This window comes from Corynebacterium sp. HMSC036D02, from assembly GCF_001836165.1.
Taxonomy (GTDB): Bacteria; Actinomycetota; Actinomycetes; order Mycobacteriales; family Mycobacteriaceae; genus Corynebacterium.
Map to the genome: position 1 here is coordinate 21,338 of NZ_KV827699.1, position 17,208 is coordinate 38,545.

Consider the following 17,208-nt stretch of genomic DNA (forward strand, 5'->3'; position numbering starts at 1 on the left):
ATTGATGAGGACACGGATCAGTGACCGAGAAGGAAACCTCTGGGCGAAAGTCCGGTAAAAGTAGGAAGAGCCCCTCGCGCAGCGCACGGCATTCGTCGAGCTCTAAACGCCGCTGGCCGTGGATCGTGCTCACTGTCTTATTTGTTTTGGTGGGCATCCCCGCCCTTCTCTTCGGCTTCGCGTATACGCAGTACGACGTCCCGGAGCCCGAGGAGCTGCAGCCGAGTCAGATTTCCACCATCGTCGCCGGCGATGGGGAAACGCAGTTGGCCAAGCTGGTTCCGCCTGAGGGCAACCGGCGCCAGGTGACCCTGGACGAGATCCCGGATTATGTAGAGGGATCCGTGCTGGCCGCCGAGGACCGCGAGTTCTGGACCAACTCAGGCTTTTCCTTCACTGGATTGGGCCGCGCTGTCTTGGGCAAGCTCACGGGCGACAGCACTGCCGGCGGTGGTTCCACGATCACCCAGCAGTACGTAAAGAACACACTGGTGGGTGATGAATACTCCTACGTTCGCAAGATTCGTGAGCTCATCTACTCGGTGAAGATGACCAACGAGTGGTCCAAGGAAGAAATCCTCAACGCCTACCTCAATACGGTCTACTTCGGCCGTAATGCTTATGGCATCGAGGCTGCATCTAACGCCTACTTCAACAAGGACGCTAAGGACCTCACCGTAGAGGAAGGCGCTGTGCTCGCCGGCCTCATCCAGTCTCCATCCGTGTTGGATCCGTGGGTGGATGAGGAACGCTCGCAGGCCCGTTGGAACTACGTCATGGATGGTCTCGTCGAGATGGGCGAGCTGGATTCGGCTGAACGTTCCCAGATGGCCTTCCCGGAGACGCGCGACCCGGGCGAGTACTCTGCCTACACCGAGGCGCCCGGCGCCTATGGGCACATCAAGAACCAAGTCACCGGCGAGTTGGCACGCGTGGGAATCACCGAGGACCAGCTGGCCACCGGTGGCCTCAAGGTGACCACCACCATTGATATGACTGTGCAAAACGCGTCGACCGACGCCGCCCACGAGCAGCTTGCCGTGCTGCAGGAGGACGCTCGTGCCGCAGCCGTGACCATCGACCCAGCAACGGGCGCTGTGCGCGGTTACTTTGGCGGCGATGACTCGAATGGTTGGGACTACGCTAACTCCCCGCTGCAGACCGGCTCGGTCTTTAAGATCATGGCGCTGGCCGCGGCCCTCCAGCAGGGCATTGACCTCAACACCTATTACTCCTCCGCTCCCTACCAACTGCCTGGTTCCCAGACCGTGACCAACGTGGGCGGCGGCTGTGGAAGCTGTTCCATCGCTGAGGCACTGAAGAATTCTTATAACACGTCCTTCCTGCGCCTCCAGGATGACCTGGAAAACAAGATGCAGGACACCGCGGACATGGCCCACGCGTTGGGCGTCGCCCGCAGCCTGCCGGGGATTGAGAAGACCCTGACGGAAAACGGTGGCACGCCGTACGAAGGCGTGGTGTTGGGCCAGTACCAGTCCCGTCCGCTCGATATGGCAACCGCCATGGCTACCTTGACCAACCAGGGCGTCTGGCACCAGCCGCACTTCGTACAGAAGGTAGAAAACGCCGCCGGCGAGGTCCTCTACGAGAATCCGACCGATGGCGGTGAGCGCCGTGTCTCCGCCAACGTGGCTAATAACGTTATTTCTGCGATGCAGCCGATTGCGGCATGGTCGAATGGCGCACTGGCTGGTGGACGCCCGTCGGCCTCCAAGACTGGTACCACCCAGCTGGGTGATACAGGTACAAACAAAGATGCCTGGATGGTTGGTTCCACGCCTCAGCTGGCTACAGCAGTGTGGGTAGGCACGGCTGATAACACCTCCGCAATCTTTAATCAGTGGGGCGGAATCATGTACGGCTCGGACGCACCGACGAAGATCTGGAAGTCCATCTTGGACACCTCTCTGGCCAACGTCGAGCAGCAGTCCTTCCCGCAGGCTTATCCGATTCACTATGGCGTCGGCAGCTGGGGCTCCGGGTATGTCTATGACCCGAGCCAGAGCACCACGTGGAACCAGGCACCGGCAAGCCCGGAGAACGAGGGCGACGAGGAAGCGCCAGCCGAAGACGGCGAGAACCACGATGAGGGACGGGGGGAGACCCCAGGCCAGCCAGCGCAGCCTGAGCAACCGGCCCAACCCGCAGAGCCCGAGGTCCCTTCGCTCGATGACATTCTCAATGGAGATGGACTCGACCAATTACTTGGTCAATAGGAGATTGATCGCCCGGTGAGCCATCACACTACTTCGCAGATCGTGTCTCTCTCATCTGAGTCTATGACCCGCAACGCGGTCGACGCCTTGGGTGGGCCGACGGGGCGCTTTGCTCGTTCGGCCTATTCCGGGTGGTGGACGCCCCTGCGCGTGGCTATCACGCTGGCGTGGACGTTTTTGGCATTTGGGTTTTTGAGTAAGGCAACCTGTGCGGGTAGTCGCCGGGGCGAGGATGGCCTCATCAGCCTGAACTGGGATGGCAACCGCCAATACACGGCCTTTTGCTACAACGACATCGTCCCGCTCTATGGTGGGCGCGGACTCGATCAGCCGGGCTTCCCCTATGCCTATTCCTGGGTTGAGGGCGATCTCACCCGCTACATGGAGTACCCGGTACTGGCTGGCCTCTTCCAGGGAGCCGTCGGATGGCTGGCGCGCACCACCTATCCGGCGGTCGAGTGGCTTGGGATGGCAGATGTCAGCTGGTACTTTGGGCTGACCGCGTTCATCATGTCCCTCGTGTGGGTCGGTACGGTGGTGATGGTCTTCCAGCTCACGGGTAACCGGGCATGGGACACCATCCTCATGGCGGCCAGCCCGCTCGTGGTTATTCACGCTTTTACGAACTGGGACATCCCGTCGGTGGCCTTCATGGCGGGCGCGCTTCTTGCAGTGACAAAGCGTAAGAACTGGCTCGCCGGCATCCTCATTGGGCTCGGCACAGCGTTTAAGCTGTGGCCCCTGTTTATCTTGGGCGCTTTTTTGGTGCTGGCCATCCGCCACAAGCGCTGGGCGCCTTTCTTCAAGATGTTCGCGGCAACCGCTGTGACGTGGCTCGTGGTGAACCTTCCCGTGGCGCTGGCCTACCCCGAAGCCTGGGGCGAGTTCTTCAGGCTCAATCAGGAACGCGGTGCGGAGTGGACCACGATCTATGCGCTGTTGAGCCGCGTGACGGGCGTGGGCTTCGAAGCGGACTTCCTCAACACCTTCTCCCTCGTGGCTTTCCTGGCGTGCTGCGCGGCAATCGCCATCATGGGGCTCAAGACACCGCGTGCGCCGCGGGTGGCTGAGATGATCTATCTCATCATCATGGCCTTCTTGATCTTTAACAAAGTGTGGTCGCCGCAGTACTCACTGTGGCTCGTCGTACCGGCGCTCTTGGCCCTGCCACGTTGGCGTCTCATCTTTAGCTGGGCGCTTGCCGACGCCCTCCTCTGGCCCATCCTTACCTGGCACATGCTCGGGGCTGAGAACAAGGGCCTGCCGCACGAGATGCTGGATATCGCGGTGATTACCCGTGATGGCTTCATCATCGCCATCGGCGTACTGATCATCCGTCAGATGTGGGGCAAATCGGAAGATAAGGTCCGTGCTGCGCACGGCGGTAGGGATCCATTGGCGGGGGATTTTGCGCGATGACTATGACGATCCTGGGCATCATTTCCATCACGCTGGGTTTTATTTGCGTGTTGAGCGCCTATTACCTTTTTCAGCGCTCTAAAGACCGCACCTGGCCCATTGTGCTGGGGCTGCTGGCCCTCCTGTTTCTCACCGTGATTCCTGCTGGTTCGGCGATCTTTGTCGCGGCGACCCACTAGAGGCGGCCGAGGATATAAGGGATTTCCTTTTCCGCCGGTCAGTGCGGTACTGTGTGAGAGTTGCTTGACGCAACAGACCCTCCTGCCATATCCGCAAAGGTGATATGGCCGATACCAATTACTAGACCATAGGAGGTGATGAGGTCCGTGCGTCACTACGAAGTCATGATCATTCTGGATCCTAATCAGGATGAGCGCACCGTAACCCCGTCCCTAGACAAGTTCCTCGAGGCAATCCGCAAGGATGGCGGCAAAGTCGAAAAGGTTGACGTGTGGGGCAAGCGCCGTCTTGCATACCCGATCAACAAGAAGGAAGAGGGCATCTACGCAGTCGTGGAGCTGGAGTGTGAATCCCACTCCGTTCTCGAGCTCGATCGCCGTCTGAACCTGAACGACTCCATTCTGCGTACCAAGGTTCTGCGCACCGACAGCAAATAGCGGATACTGGGTTTCGAGCAATCCACGTAACCGATATTAAGGAGTAAAGACATGGCTCAGGGAGATACCAACATCACGGTTGTCGGCAACATCGTTGCTGATCCGGAACTGCGCTTCACCCCGGCGGGTGCCGCAGTGGCGAATTTCCGTGTTGCCTCCACCCCGCGTCGCTATAATCAGCAGACTTCCCAGTGGGAGGATGGCGAGGCCATGTTCCTCACCTGCAACGTGTGGCGCCAAGCCGCAGAAAACGTTGCGGAGACCCTAACCAAGGGCATGCGCGTTATCGTTACTGGCCGTTTGCGCCAGCGCTCTTACCAGACTCGTGAGGGTGAGAATCGCACTGTTTTTGAGATTGAGGTCGATGAGGTCGGCCCGTCCCTGCGTTATGCATCCGCACAGGTTAACCGCAAGTCCGGCAACGGCGGCGGCAACTATGGCGGCGGCCAGCAGCAGGGTGGTGCTAACTACGGCGGTGGCAACCAAGGCGGTTTCTCCGGAAACCAGGGTGGTTTCTCCGGAAACCAGTCCCAGTCCTCTGCCCCGCAGCAGTCCCAGCAGTCGGCTCCGAGCAACGATCCGTGGAATTCGGCACCCCAAGCAGGAAGCTTTGGTGGTGCGGATGCAGAACCCCCGTTCTAAGACTGTCACGCAAGTATTCATTTAACTCAATTGAAAGGCAGGGATCATGAAGCTGATCCTCACCGCTGCCGTTGAGAACCTCGGCGCCCCCGGCGAAATTGTAGAGGTTAAGGACGGCTACGGACGTAACTACCTGCTTCCGCGCGGCCTGGCTATCGTTGCCACCCGCGGTGCTGAGAAGCAGATCGAGGGCATCAAGCGCGCCCAGGAAGCTCGCGCAATCCGCGACCTGGACCATGCACGCGAGATCCGTACCCAGCTGGAGGAGCTCAAGGACGTTAACGTCCCGGTGAAGACCTCCGAGTCCGGTAAGCTCTTCGGCTCCGTGTCCGCAGAGGACATCGTGAACGCCGTTGCCGCCGCTGGCGGCCCGAAGCTGGACAAGCGCATTGTTGTGCTTCCCAAGGGCCTGGTCAAGAAGACCGGCAACTACCAAGTCGAGCTGAAGCTGCACGCTGACGTTATCGGCAAGGTGAACTTCTCGGTCGTCGCTGCCTAAGAATTAAGGCGCACGACGGTCACCCTCCGTCCGCCCGCGTGTGAGGCGCGGCGCCGGTACGCAGGACGTGACCTTAAGACAACAGCAAGGCTTGAGGCCGTGCTCCTCCCACTATGTGAGGTGGTGAGAGGAAGCACGGCCTCAGGCCGTTTTGTGGGCCAATGGGAGATGGAGCTTTGGGATCAGAGCCATACTGTGGATAACTCACACTATCTGTGGATAACTCGGTGGCGAGTTAACGGTGAATTTACTCACGGCGTATGGTGTTAACCCGCTGGTAGGGGCGATTTCCAGTTGAGGGGCCTACTTTTCCACCGGTTTTGTGCGGATTTTCACACCACGAAAAACCTGTTTTGAGCTGGGAAAACAATATGTGCAGGTCACAGGCTTGGGGAGTTATCCACAGTCCTGACCACTGGCTTTGTATAACGTGTTCGTGCTGACCTGGTAATTCCACAGGTCTCTGTGGATAACTGTGAAAGTTATGCCCAAGGGGTAGTGTCTTGACCCTCGGCTAGACTGTTGTGTACTACGCGCGGTTGCCGCTTGGCACTGCATCGAAGCCTGGCCGTCCGGTGCGGAGAAAAGTGAGAACTTCAGGCACACGGCCAGGGTGGGATTAATGAACGGTGGGATTAATGAGCAATGACTAATGCCAGTTTTGATGATGACCAGGTTCCACCACCCCCGGAGCCGGTAGAGGAGGAGCCCCGCCGCTCTTACCGGCAGGAGGAGCCCAAGCGCTACGGCGAATTCCGCCAGCCGCCCGCGGACCGTGAGGCAGAGCAAGGCGTTCTCGGCGCCATGCTCCTGAGCCCGAACACGGTCATGGAGGTCATTGAGGAACTAGAGCCGGAGGATTTCTACTACCCTGCGCACACGCTCATCTACCAGGCCATGATCGACCTTTATGCAGCGGGCACCGATATTGATGCGGTGATCGTGGCGGCCCGTCTCGATCGCTATAACAATCTCGAGCGCGTCGGTGGTGCGCCCTACCTGCACACCCTGCTGGCCACGGTGCCGACTGCCGCCAACGCTCGCTATTACGCGGAGATCGTCGCGGAAAAGGCGGTTCTGCGCAAGCTGGTGGACGCCGGAACAAGAGTCGTCCAGCTCGGCTTCCAAGGCTCCGAAGACATGGAGATCGAGTCCGTGCTGGATCGCGCCCAGCAGGAAGTTTTCGCAGTGGCGCAGAAGAAGACCACCGAGGACTACCGGGCCTTAAGTGACCTCATTGATCCCACCATTGATGAGCTCGCTGCACTGCAACAAAACGGTGTGGAGTCCGGCGTGCCCACAGGGTTCATCGACCTCGATAACCTGACCAATGGCCTGCGCGCCGGCCAGATGATTATCGTCGCCGCCCGCCCCGGCGTGGGTAAGTCCACGCTGGCCATGGACTTCATGCGCTCGGCCTCCCTGCAGCACAACAAGACCTCCGTGGTTTTCTCCTTGGAGATGTCTGCCTCAGAGATCGTCATGCGCCTGTTGTCGGCGGAGGCGGAAGTGAAGCTGTCGGATATGCGCGGTGGCCGCGTGTCCACGGAGGATTGGGCCAAGATCGATGACACCCTCAACCGCATCCAGGATGCGCCCCTGTTCATCGATGATTCCCCGAACCTCACCATGATGGAAATCCGCTCGAAGGCCCGCCGTCTGAAGCAGCAGCACGGGCTCGACCTCATCGTGCTGGACTATATGCAGCTGATGTCTTCGGGCAAGAAGGTGGAGTCCCGCCAGCAAGAGGTCTCAGAATTCTCGCGCCAGCTCAAGTTGCTGGCCAAGGAGCTAGAGGTTCCCCTCATTGCGATTTCGCAGCTGAACCGTGGCCCAGAATCCCGTACCGATAAGAAGCCGCAACTGGCGGATCTGCGTGAGTCCGGCTCGCTTGAGCAGGACGCCGATATGGTTATGCTGCTCTACCGCCCGGACTCACAAGACCGCGATGATCCCCGTGCTGGTGAAGCAGACATCATTTTGGCTAAGCACCGTGGCGGCCCGATTGACACGGTGAAGGTGGCGCACCAGCTGCACTACTCGAAGTTCGTCAACATGGCGCACGGTTAAATTAAAGGTCCACGACGGCGTTGGGGTCGCCCAACCGTGGTCCGAGGATGACCAAGATCAGGAAGACCGCAGCCGCGGCGAGCGCCAGCCACCGCCACATTGGGAAGAAGCGCTCGCCACAGAGACGGGCAAACCCCGCGCCGATGAGCGCACCCAGGGTATTGAAGATGAGGTCATCAATATCAGTGCGCCCGAGCGCGAAGGCATACTGGGCCGTTTCCAGTGCCAGGCTCAGCGCGAAGCCCCAGGCCGCCGTTGCCTTGACTGACCGGCACATGCTGAATACGAGCATGCCAAAAGGAATGAAGAAGGCGGTATTGCCCGCATACTCAAAAAGCGGGCCAAACCAGGTGCCGCCGGAGAACTCATCAAGTGGCACCAAGCGCAGGTCGCGAACCCGCTGGTTCTCCGGCTTCCAGAGGTAGCCGATTTGGTAGAAGGGCTTGAGCGTGGTGAGCGCGACCATGACCGCGACCCACGCGCCAAGGGCGACCCTATTGAGCAAGGGTCCGACCCTTGAACTCTGGCAGGGTCAGTGCCGCCACAGCGGCGATGCCGAAGGCGGCGGCGAAAAGGACGAAGAGCCAGCCCGTGCCCGCCACCGCGATGAGCGGCGGAACGATAAGCGGTGCCAGGATGGAGGCGAGTCGGCCGAAGCCCGCGGCAGCGCCGGTACCGCGCCCGCGCAGTGCGGTGGGGTAGAGCTCCGGGCCGATGGCGTACAGCGCACCCCACGCGCCCAGGTTGAAGAAGGAGAGCAGGCAACCGGCCAGAATGATCGTTGCTTCAGAGCTGGCGAAGCCGAAGAATCCGGCGGACAGGGCGGAGCCCACGAGGAAGGTCGCCAGGGTAGAGCGGCGTCCCCAGATCTCGATGAGCCAGGCCGCTGCGGCGTAGCCGGGCAGTTGGGCCAGGGTGATAATCAGTGTGAAGCTGAAGGACTTCACCAGGGAGAAACCGTCTGCGACAAGCAGCGACGGAATCCAAATGAAGGCGCCGTAATAAGACAGGTTGACGCAGAACCAGATGGTCCACAGCGCCAGCGTGCGCCCGCGCAGGGATTTCGACCAGATGCTGGTGGCGGTGACATCTTCCTCGGAGTAGGTCGGTGCCGGGGTCGTGCGGTCGATGTCCGCCTCATCCACCTCTGCCTCAAACGAAGCAACGATTTCTTCTGCTTCCTCGTGGCGGCCCTTCGATTCCAGGAAGCGTACTGATTCGGGCAGGTGGAGGCGTACATAGAGGGCGTAGAGCGCGGGTACCATGCCAAGTGCCAGGGCCCAGCGCCAGCCGCTTTCCGACGCCCCCACGATGAACGTTCCAATTACCGCAGCGAGGATCCACCCCACTGCCCAGAAGGCCTCCAGCAAGACCACCATGCGCCCACGGACCTTGAGCGGAGCGAACTCGGAGATCAGCGTGGAGGCCACCGGCAGCTCGGCGCCGAGGCCAAGTCCGATGAAGAAGCGCAGGATGATGAGCACAACCAAGCCGGTTGCCAGTGCGGAGGCGCCCGTTGCGAGGCCATAGACCAGTAGGGTTAGCGCAAAGATGTGGCGGCGGCCGAACTTATCGGCCAAGAGGCCGCCGAAGGTGGCACCCAAGGCCATGCCGATGAAGCCCACGGACGCCAGCCAGGAGGATTGGGTCGGTGTGATGCCCCAGTGCACGGCTAGAGCAGCCATGATGAAGGAGATGAGGCCCACGTCCATGGCATCGAGCGCCCAGCCGATGCCGGAGCCGAAGAGGAGACGTTTGTGTTTTCCAGTGACGGGAAGGCGGTCGAGCCTCTCCGTGCGTGAGATAGAGCGATGATCAAGACGATTCATGCAGGCTAAGCTTACTCCCCGGGGGTAAAGCTTTTCAGCCGCAAAGAATTGGTCACCACAAATACTGAGCTCAGGGCCATTGCCAACCCCGCTAACAGGGGGTTGAGCAGCCCGAACGCTGCCACAGGAAGAAGAATAATATTATAGGCGAAGGCCCAAAATAGGTTTCCCTTGATGATGTGCAGGGTGCTACGCGCCAGGCGCACCGCCTCGGCGACGGAGCGCAGGTCGTTGTTCATCACCGTGATATCGGAAGCTTCGATGGCAACGTCGGCTCCCGCGCCCATCGCAATTCCGAGGTCCGCCTGCGCGAGCGCCGCGGCGTCGTTGACGCCATCGCCCACCATGGCCACGGTCCGCCCCTGTTCCTGCAGCCGAGCGATAGTCTCTACCTTGTCTGCGGGCATGACCTCCGCTGTCACGGCTGCCTCATCAATGCCAACGGCCCGCGCCACTGCATGCGCCGCGCCGGCATTGTCCCCGGTGAGTAGATGCGGGGTAAGCCCTAGCTTTTGCATTGCGGCGATGGCGGCGGCGGAGGATTCCTTGATGCGATCCTGTAGCTCGATGGTTCCCACCAGGTCATCTTCCACGTAGACGCCCACCTGCGTCCCGGTGCCGTCATAGCCCGCAGGCGGCCGGCCCACCCGCACCCGGGAGCCCTCTATTCTTGCCTCGATTCCCTGGCCGGGAAGCTCGTGGAAGCCCTCGGCTGCGGGGAGCTCATCGTCGTAGGCTGTGCGGATGGCTCGTGCGATGGGGTGCTCGGAACCCTGTTCCGCGCCGGCCGCGAGACGGAGAACTTCCTGCTGCGTGCGTCCTGCCGTAGGTTGGACTGCTCCCACCGACATCTGGCCTTCGGTGATGGTGCCAGTCTTGTCCAGCACGATGGTGTCGATTCGGCGCGTCGATTCCAAAATCTCCGGACCCTTGATGAGGATTCCCAGTTCGGCGCCGCGCCCGGTGCCCACGAGGATTGCGGTGGGCGTCGCTAAGCCCATAGCGCATGGGCAGGCGATGATGAGGACGGAGACGGCGGCCACGAAGGCCGGGGCAACTCCGCCGACCCACAGGTGAACCACGAGCGCGAGGATAGCGATGCCGATGACGATGGGAACAAAGACAGCGGCGATGCGGTCGGCGAGGCGCTGCACCGGGGCCTTCGAGGTCTGTGCTGCGGTGACGAGTGCGCCCATCTGGGCAAGGACGGTGTCGGAGCCGACGCGGGTGGCGCGCACCTCAAGCCGCCCGGAGGCGTTGATGGTTGCGCCCGTCACCGTGCTGCCGGGTGAAACCTCAACCGGTAACGATTCGCCGGTGAGCAGGGATTCGTCCACGGCTGAATGGCCGGTGAGGACCACGCCATCGGTGGCGATCTTCTCACCGGGGCGAACCACAAAAATGTCGCCCTCGTGAAGGTCGCCGATGGGTATGCGGGTTTCGGTATTGCCGCGCAGCACCGTGGCCTCTTTAGCGCCCATGGTGAGCAGCGTAGTGAGCGCCTCGGAGGAGCGGCCCTTTGCTTTGAGCTCAAACCAGCGCCCAAGCAGCAGGAACGTAATGACCATCCCCACTGATTCGAGGTAAATGTGGTCCATCTGCGCGTCATTGGAGCGCAGCGTCATGTGCATGGTCATGCCGGGCATGCCGGCGTTGCCGAAGAAGAGCGCGTAGAGCGACCAGCCAAAGGCGGCGGTGGTGCCCAACGTGATGAGCGTGTCCATCGTGGTGGCGCCGTGCTTCAGGTTGGCCCACGTGGCGCGGTGGAAGGGCGCGCCTCCGATAACGTAGACGAGCGTTGTGAGTACCAGGCACGCCCATTGCCAGTTCTGGAATTGGAGGGCCGGGACCATGGAGAGGAGCATCACGGGCAGCGAGAGCGCCGCAGAGACGAGCGTGCGCTGCAAGATGTCGGAAGCCTCACCCTCGCGGGCGGTGTCCGCCGTGCTTGCCGACGCCTCCCCCTCATCGTCCACCGTGAAGGCTCCATAGCCGGCGCCTTCGACGACGTCGATGAGATCGGCGGGGGTCGTCGTCGCTGGGTCATAGCTTACGGAGGCAGATTCCGTGGCGAAGTTGACCGTGGCTTCAACGTTATCGAGCTTGTTGAGCTTGCGTTCCACCCGGGATGAGCAGGAGGTGCAGGTCATCCCGGTGATACCGAGAGTGAGGCTGGTGGTCATGATGCTTAGGCCAACTCGTAGCCGACTTCGGTGATGGCGGCGGCGACCTGGTCATCGCTAAAGCCCTCACCAGTCACGGTGACGGCGCCGGTGGTGTGGTCAGCGGTGACGTCGGTGACGCCCTTGATCTCCGAGATTTCTTCCTTCACGGAGAGCTCGCAGTGGCCGCAGGTCATGCCGTTAACGGTGTAGGTGGTGGTGCTCATGGTCTGAATCAGTCTCCTTAGCTAGTGGGTAATTCCACTGTTGAGCGTATACCCCCCTGGGGTATATATGCAAGGAATAATCGAGCCTTGTGTACCGTTGGTGGAGGAAAGAAGCTACAAATTTCCCCGAAACAGATAGGAAGAAACATGGCAACGATTGACATCACTGAGGACACGTTCCAGGAGACCATCTCCGGCGACGGCATCACGCTCGTCGATGCTTGGGCGGAATGGTGTGGTCCGTGCAAGCGCTTCGGCCCAGTATTTGAGAAGGCATCTGAAGAGCACCCCGATGCTACGTTTGCCAAGTTGGACACCGAAGCCAACCAGGAGCTATCCGCGAAGCTGCAGATTCAGTCCATCCCTACCTTGATGGTTTTCCGCGATGGCATCCTGGTCTTCCGTGAGGCTGGCGCCCTGCCGCCGGCAGCTTTGGAGGATCTCATTGGCCAGGTTAAGGCCCTCGACATGGACGAGGTCCGCGCCCAGGTGGAGAGCCAGAAGGCGGAATAGTCCCGAAGAATTCTCCTTGGTGCGGAGGGCTCAGGTAGGTCCGCCGCGCGCGCTTTCCTGTGAGTATCGCTACACTCGCAGGAAAGCGTCTTTTTATATAGGGCACTAATAAGAGCTGCATTAAATACTCTTGCAGGAACCACTAAGGAGTGAGTGCGATGGCAAATCCATTTAGCAAAGGCTGGAAGTATGTGATGGCTTCTTTCGATCAGAAGATCGACGAGAACGCTGACCCCAAGGTTCAGATCCAGCAGGCCGTGGAAGGTGCGAAGGAGCAACATCGCCAGATTTCCGAACATGCGGCGGAGATTATTGGACGCAAAACCCAGCTGGAAATGCAGCTCAACCGTCTGGTGAAGACCCAGAAGGACTATCAAGACCAGACCCGCCGGGCGTTGGAGCTGGCAGATGCTTCTGAGGATCCGCAGAAGGCCGCCGAGTACAACCAAGCGGCGGAGGTCGTGGCGAGCCAGCTGGTAGCCGTAGAGAATGAGTTGGCCAATCTGAAGTCCCAGCACGAGGCGGCTACCCAAGCTGCCGAGCAGGCGAAGGCCCAGCAGCAGCAGTCGGAGGCCCGCCTTAAGGAGCAGCTCGCACAGGTGGACCAGTTGCTGTCCCAGGCAGATCAGGCAGCGATGCAGGAGAAGAACGCTCAGGCCTTGGACTCTATGAACGAGCTCAAGCCCGATGATTCCACGCCGACGCTGGATTCGGTACGCGCCAAGATTGAGAAGCGCTACGCCGATGCTCTCGGCGCTCAGGAGCTGCACCAGGCAGCTGGCGGCAGCCGGATTCAGGAGATTTCGGCCGCGGGCCACGATATGGCCGCCGCGTCCCGCTTGGACGAGATTCGCGCCGAGATGGCCAAGAATAAGGAGATCGAAGGTTCTCCCTTCGCTGGCGACCAAGCGCTTGAGGCCGGCACCGAAGCTGGTGCTGGTTCCGAATCGGACACCGCCGAGGGTAAGCAGTAGCCACCGCGGAGCACATCACCGTATAGAAAAGGGACCTTTGAGAGTGGGCCGCATAGCGCGGTCTGGGTGTTTCAGCACCTTATGCTCTCAAAGGTCCCTGTGGTGTTTTAGCTATCTTGGCGGCGGATATTGATGAGCACGCCGCGGATGCCCGAATGAAAGCCATCGCGCAGGTTGACGCGCTGGGTTTCGGTGAGCGTGTACTCGTGCAGCGTTTCACAGGCGAACTGCAGCAGTGGGCGATCGATCTCCGGTGGCAGGCCACCGCCCGAGAGCAGGTGGGCCTGGTCGCGCTGATCGGCGCTCGCGGCGTTGTCGAACCACCACGAGGCATATTGCTGCCCCACGTCAAAGGGGGACTGGAAGCCGGCGGAGCTCCACACTTCTTCGGGGAGCGGAACGTACTTCGAGCGCAGCTTGCGGCGCGGCGCCATCATCGACGGCTTTGGCGCTGCAGGCTTGGGAGCAGGCTTCGGGGCTTCGGTGCCCGTTTCCTCTTCTGAGTCCGTGGGCTTCTGATCCGCGGCGCTGGGCTTTGTGGTTTGTTCGCCGCAGGGGGCGGGCTCTTCTTCGTCGGTGGGGGCGCTCGGTGCAGCCGACTCCGGGTGCGAGGCGGTGGCAGCCACGTCTTGCGCTGCGGCGGAAGGTGTTGCAGGCCCAGGCTTTGGCGCGGAGGGGAAGGCGGCTTGCGCCTCGGTAGGTTCGTCGCATTCCGGCGCGAGTTCGCTAGCGGCATCGCTCACTTCCTCGCTGCCGTCCTCGGAATTGTGGGGTTCGCGAATGGTCGGCGGCAGCGGGCCTTCGAGAACCTCGAGCTCCATTGCATCGGCGAAGTCCTCGCGCGGATCAAGGATTGTGGTGGAATCACACGCATGGCGCAGAGCGGAAGACATTGAATCCCAGCCGAAGCCGTAGAGGTGCACGCGCACGCCGTTATTGACGGCCTCCTGAACGCCGGGGATCATGTCGGCATCGCCGGAGACCAAAACAAAGTCCGTGACTTGGCCCTTCATGGCGGAGACGATCATGTCAGCGACAAGGCGAGTATCCACCGCTTTTTGGGTGCGGCGCTCGCCCCATTCGATGAGTTGGCCGGTGCGCAGTTGCACGCCATCGCAGACGCGCAACGCTCGCTGGTAGCGGTGGGGCCCGGTGTCGGGGATTCCGTCGTACCAGTATTGGCGGTGAATGCGGTTTCCAACCTGGTTCTCAATCATGGAACCAAGGGAGCTGACTACTTCGGGTAAATCAATCTCTAGCTGGGCTCGGGCACCCGTTTCCCACGAGTTATAGAAACTGGCGAGTAGATATGACGTGTCGACGAAGACAAGTGTTCGTTCAAGCATGGCTCCTAAATTCCGTTCTATTTCTTCTAACTAATTTTCTTAGGTCACTTCTGTGAGGTCTTCCAGCCTAGGGCCGGTGTATTCCAGTGTGCCCCATTAGTCACAAAACGTCGATAACCTTGAGGGAATTCCCAGGTAATGAAGGTGTTAGTCGGAGGGCTTGCGGCGGTCATGGGGCTGGTTATATGGTTAGCTACATGAGTAACCAACCAGCTAAGGGGACTGCATGGATAACTCCGCGCAGCCGCTCTTCCGTCAGATAGCGGTGCTCATCGAGGACGCCATCATTGAGGGCACCCTTGCTGAGGGTGCCCAGGCGCCGTCCACGAATGAGCTCGCAGCCTTCCACAGCATCAACCCCGCCACCGCCCGCAAGGGCCTGACCCTCCTCGTGGATCTCGGAATCCTCGAAAAACGCCGAGGTATCGGCATGTTCGTCACCTCTGGTGCCGCAGGCCTTATCCGGGCGCGGCGTCGCCAAGACTTTGCGGCTGAATACGCCGCACCGCTTATTGACGAAGCCGTGCACCTGGGCTATACCCGCAAGCAACTCCATGACCTCATCGACCTTGTCGCAGAAAGTCGAGGACTCTACTCATGATTTCTACCCCGCACTTCACCTTCGACGACGGCCTCACGCATGGCCTCGTTGGCCCCAACGGCATTGGCAAGACCACTTTGCTGCGTAAGATTGCTGGCCAGCTGAATGGCTCTGGCGTCAAGGTCGACGGTGACAAGCCCTATGACAATGAAAAAGTCCTCAACAAGGTTGTCCTCATGGGCATAGATAACCCACTGCCTGAAGGTTGGAACGTGAAGAAGGTCTTCACCGTGGCAAGTCTGCGTTGGCCCACGTGGAGCGCAGCGCGCGCTGAGGAGCTGGTCGAGCGCTTCGAGCTTCCGATGAAGAACTACTCGGGTCTTTCCCGTGGTCAGAAATCGGCGGCGAGCTTCATCGTTGCGGTGGCCTCGGGGGTGCCGTACATGCTTCTCGACGAGCCCTATCTCGGCCTCGACGCCGCCAAGCGGGAGGTGTTCTATGACGTCTTGCGTGAAGAGCATGGTCGCACCATTGTTGTCTCCACCCATCACCTCAACGAACTGTCTGGTTTGCTCGATACCGTGGCGCTGATGGGGGAGAACCCGCTGTCCGGCCCCATCGATGAGTTCATCGAAGGCGTCGTCCAGCTCACTGGCTCTGCCGAAACCCTCGATCGCGCGCTGGGGCGCCTGCAGCTCCCGGTGCTTGAGCGCGAAAGCTCCGCCGTGGCGGACCGCGCACTTGTCGACGCCCGCCCCAACCACACCGCCAACGTCTTCGACATGGCCCAGGAAATGGGGCTGCGTGCCACCGAGGTATCCCTCGAGCAGGCAGTGCTGGCATTGGGGGAGGCGTGATGAAGCTCTATAGGCATATGGCGCTGAGCTGGAACAGCTTCTTCTACGCTTTGTGGATTGTCATCCTTCCGGTGCTGGGAATGGGCCGCGGGCACGAGTGGGCCATTGGTTACTCACTCTTTATGGTCCTTATGGTTTACCTTTCGCAGCCTGACTTCACGCGTTATCTGACCTTTGGCCTCAGTACCCGTGTATGGAACGGACACCGGCGCATCAATGCCACCCTGACGCTTGTGCTCATTCTGGTCAGCGCACCCTGGGCTTTCCCGTGGTGGGTCCTCATAGCGCCGGCGCTCATGTGGGTGGCGTGCATGACGAAACGCGTCGAGCCATCACGACTGACCACTAGCTCCCTCGTTGTAGGCAGCGATGGTGATTCTTCGACGGGCTGGTTCTCAGCGTCCCCGGTCTCCCAGATTGTGTTGCGCCCTCAAGCTCGCGCGTGGATGTGGACTGCATTCGGTATAGCCATCGCAACGGCGATAAACATCGTGGTGAGCAAGCTGTGGGATACCGGCGTGGGCATCGTGGGTGCCATTGTTACGTTGATTGTCCTGCCACTAGTTGCTGATTCAATCCGCAGCTCACTCAAAGATGCAGTGGCCTTTGGCGTGCCGCGTGCAACCTGGTCCAAAGTGACATTGTTGTGCACCGCCATTCCGGTGGGCCTGGGAGCTGTCACTGATGTGGTGATGCTTTTGTGGACTGGAAACCTCGCCGGATTCACCATCGTTCCCCTTGCAGTGGTTGCTGTTCTAGTGAGCTTCGCGATCACCGATAAAGAGACATGGCCCTATACGGCGGCCACAGCCGGAGCCATTGCTGCCGTGTTGCTTGCGTGGCTGCTTAACTCTGAGATCTCTGTGTGGTGGGCGCTGGCTGGGATGGGTGTTCTCTACTTGGTATGGGCGGGAGTGCTCCCACGGATGGCGCAGAAAGCAAACGTATTTGCGCCGGGGCTTATGGGCTGGTTCGGGATGCGCTAGGTGCTGTCCGCAGAGCGACCTTGAAGGTGCGTTTAAGCGCACCTTTAGGCGCCTGAAAACCTACGATGACGTGCAAATTTGTGTTTCCTCGAGGCCGTGTGTAACTTTATATGAGTCAGCGCGACCGACAGCGCCCCACAGGAACTGAGGTTCTTGGAGAGTGGCGGTAGGAAAACAGGCCCTGACAACAAATATTTTCTTTACTCGCAGTACTGCGTTTCGCTCAAGGCGGTCCGTATGACTGTGTGGTGACGATGTCTGAGAACTCAATAGTGTGCCAATGTACTTT

The 17,208-nt window shown here is 60.3% G+C and carries 17 protein-coding genes; 12 read left to right on the top strand and 5 right to left on the bottom strand.

Translation table 11 applies throughout. From position 1 onward, the window contains the following. Positions 1-20 precede the first annotated feature (20 nt). The 7 genes from HMPREF2743_RS09940 to dnaB all read left to right on the top strand — a co-directional run bounded on the left by HMPREF2743_RS09940 (position 21) and on the right by dnaB (position 7,484). Positions 21-2,237 carry a transglycosylase domain-containing protein gene (locus tag HMPREF2743_RS09940; protein WP_070818742.1) on the top strand — a complete coding sequence of 739 codons (2,217 nt, stop codon included), beginning with the start codon at positions 21-23 and terminating at the stop codon, positions 2,235-2,237. A 63-nt stretch (positions 2,238-2,300) separates the two neighbouring features. Continuing rightward, entirely contained in the window at positions 2,301-3,656 is a 1,356-nt protein-coding gene (locus HMPREF2743_RS09945) for a glycosyltransferase family 87 protein (RefSeq protein WP_070818745.1), read from the top strand. Continuing rightward, positions 3,653-3,835 (top strand): hypothetical protein, encoded by a 183-nt coding sequence (locus tag HMPREF2743_RS09950; protein ID WP_070818743.1) that lies wholly within the window; start codon positions 3,653-3,655, stop codon positions 3,833-3,835. Before HMPREF2743_RS09945 ends, HMPREF2743_RS09950 begins: the two co-directional genes overlap by 4 nt. 147 nt (positions 3,836-3,982) lie before the next feature. Then, positions 3,983-4,273 carry a 30S ribosomal protein S6 gene (gene rpsF, locus HMPREF2743_RS09955; protein WP_010187899.1) on the top strand — a complete coding sequence of 97 codons (291 nt, stop codon included), beginning with the start codon at positions 3,983-3,985 and terminating at the stop codon, positions 4,271-4,273. Between the two features lie 51 nt (positions 4,274-4,324). Beyond that, positions 4,325-4,915 carry a single-stranded DNA-binding protein gene (locus tag HMPREF2743_RS09960; RefSeq protein WP_070525637.1) on the top strand — a complete coding sequence of 197 codons (591 nt, stop codon included), beginning with the start codon at positions 4,325-4,327 and terminating at the stop codon, positions 4,913-4,915. A 46-nt stretch (positions 4,916-4,961) separates the two neighbouring features. Beyond that, positions 4,962-5,414: a 50S ribosomal protein L9 gene (gene rplI, locus HMPREF2743_RS09965; RefSeq protein WP_010187895.1), complete on the top strand. Its 453-nt coding sequence runs from the start codon at positions 4,962-4,964 to the stop codon at positions 5,412-5,414. A 645-nt stretch (positions 5,415-6,059) separates the two neighbouring features. After that, positions 6,060-7,484 (top strand): replicative DNA helicase, encoded by a 1,425-nt coding sequence (gene dnaB, locus HMPREF2743_RS09970; RefSeq protein WP_010187892.1) that lies wholly within the window; start codon positions 6,060-6,062, stop codon positions 7,482-7,484. A gap of 1 nt (position 7,485) precedes the next feature. Here dnaB and HMPREF2743_RS09975 read toward each other — a convergent pair whose 3' ends face one another. From HMPREF2743_RS09975 to HMPREF2743_RS09990, 4 genes are read right to left on the bottom strand one after another with little or no spacing between them, the layout of a single operon-like run. Continuing rightward, entirely contained in the window at positions 7,486-7,950 is a 465-nt protein-coding gene (locus tag HMPREF2743_RS09975) for a VanZ family protein (protein WP_070525649.1), read from the bottom strand. Positions 7,951-7,978: 28 nt separating this feature from the next. Then, a complete protein-coding gene (locus HMPREF2743_RS09980) occupies positions 7,979-9,313 on the bottom strand; it encodes an MFS transporter (RefSeq protein WP_070525635.1) in 1,335 nt (444 codons plus the stop codon). Positions 9,314-9,324: 11 nt separating this feature from the next. Next, positions 9,325-11,496, bottom strand: a complete 2,172-nt coding sequence (locus tag HMPREF2743_RS09985) for a heavy metal translocating P-type ATPase (protein ID WP_070525633.1) — start codon at positions 11,494-11,496, stop codon at positions 9,325-9,327. A 5-nt stretch (positions 11,497-11,501) separates the two neighbouring features. Further along, complete coding sequence (locus tag HMPREF2743_RS09990) at positions 11,502-11,702, bottom strand: heavy-metal-associated domain-containing protein (protein ID WP_070745180.1); 201 nt, start codon at positions 11,700-11,702, stop codon at positions 11,502-11,504. A gap of 147 nt (positions 11,703-11,849) precedes the next feature. Here HMPREF2743_RS09990 and trxA point away from each other — a divergent pair, with 147 nt between their 5' ends. Continuing rightward, on the top strand, positions 11,850-12,215 hold the full coding sequence (trxA, locus tag HMPREF2743_RS09995; protein ID WP_010187883.1) for a thioredoxin: 366 nt from the start codon (positions 11,850-11,852) through the stop codon (positions 12,213-12,215). A 158-nt stretch (positions 12,216-12,373) separates the two neighbouring features. Next, positions 12,374-13,189 carry a PspA/IM30 family protein gene (locus HMPREF2743_RS10000; protein WP_070525631.1) on the top strand — a complete coding sequence of 272 codons (816 nt, stop codon included), beginning with the start codon at positions 12,374-12,376 and terminating at the stop codon, positions 13,187-13,189. Between the two features lie 107 nt (positions 13,190-13,296). Here HMPREF2743_RS10000 and HMPREF2743_RS10005 read toward each other — a convergent pair whose 3' ends face one another. Further along, on the bottom strand, positions 13,297-14,535 hold the full coding sequence (locus HMPREF2743_RS10005; protein WP_070525629.1) for an NYN domain-containing protein: 1,239 nt from the start codon (positions 14,533-14,535) through the stop codon (positions 13,297-13,299). Between the two features lie 226 nt (positions 14,536-14,761). On the opposite strand from HMPREF2743_RS10005, the gene HMPREF2743_RS10010 reads away from it, so the two are divergent. Genes HMPREF2743_RS10010 through HMPREF2743_RS10020 form a run of 3 tightly spaced genes read left to right on the top strand, consistent with a single transcriptional unit; the run spans position 14,762 to position 16,919 of the window. Beyond that, entirely contained in the window at positions 14,762-15,136 is a 375-nt protein-coding gene (locus HMPREF2743_RS10010; protein WP_070745177.1) for a GntR family transcriptional regulator, read from the top strand. Continuing rightward, positions 15,133-15,933, top strand: a complete 801-nt coding sequence (locus tag HMPREF2743_RS10015) for an ATP-binding cassette domain-containing protein (protein WP_070525625.1) — start codon at positions 15,133-15,135, stop codon at positions 15,931-15,933. The genes HMPREF2743_RS10010 and HMPREF2743_RS10015 overlap by 4 nt, the downstream gene beginning before the upstream one ends. Then, positions 15,933-16,919 (top strand): hypothetical protein, encoded by a 987-nt coding sequence (locus HMPREF2743_RS10020; RefSeq protein ID WP_070818744.1) that lies wholly within the window; start codon positions 15,933-15,935, stop codon positions 16,917-16,919. Before HMPREF2743_RS10015 ends, HMPREF2743_RS10020 begins: the two co-directional genes overlap by 1 nt. Positions 16,920-17,208 lie beyond the last annotated feature (289 nt).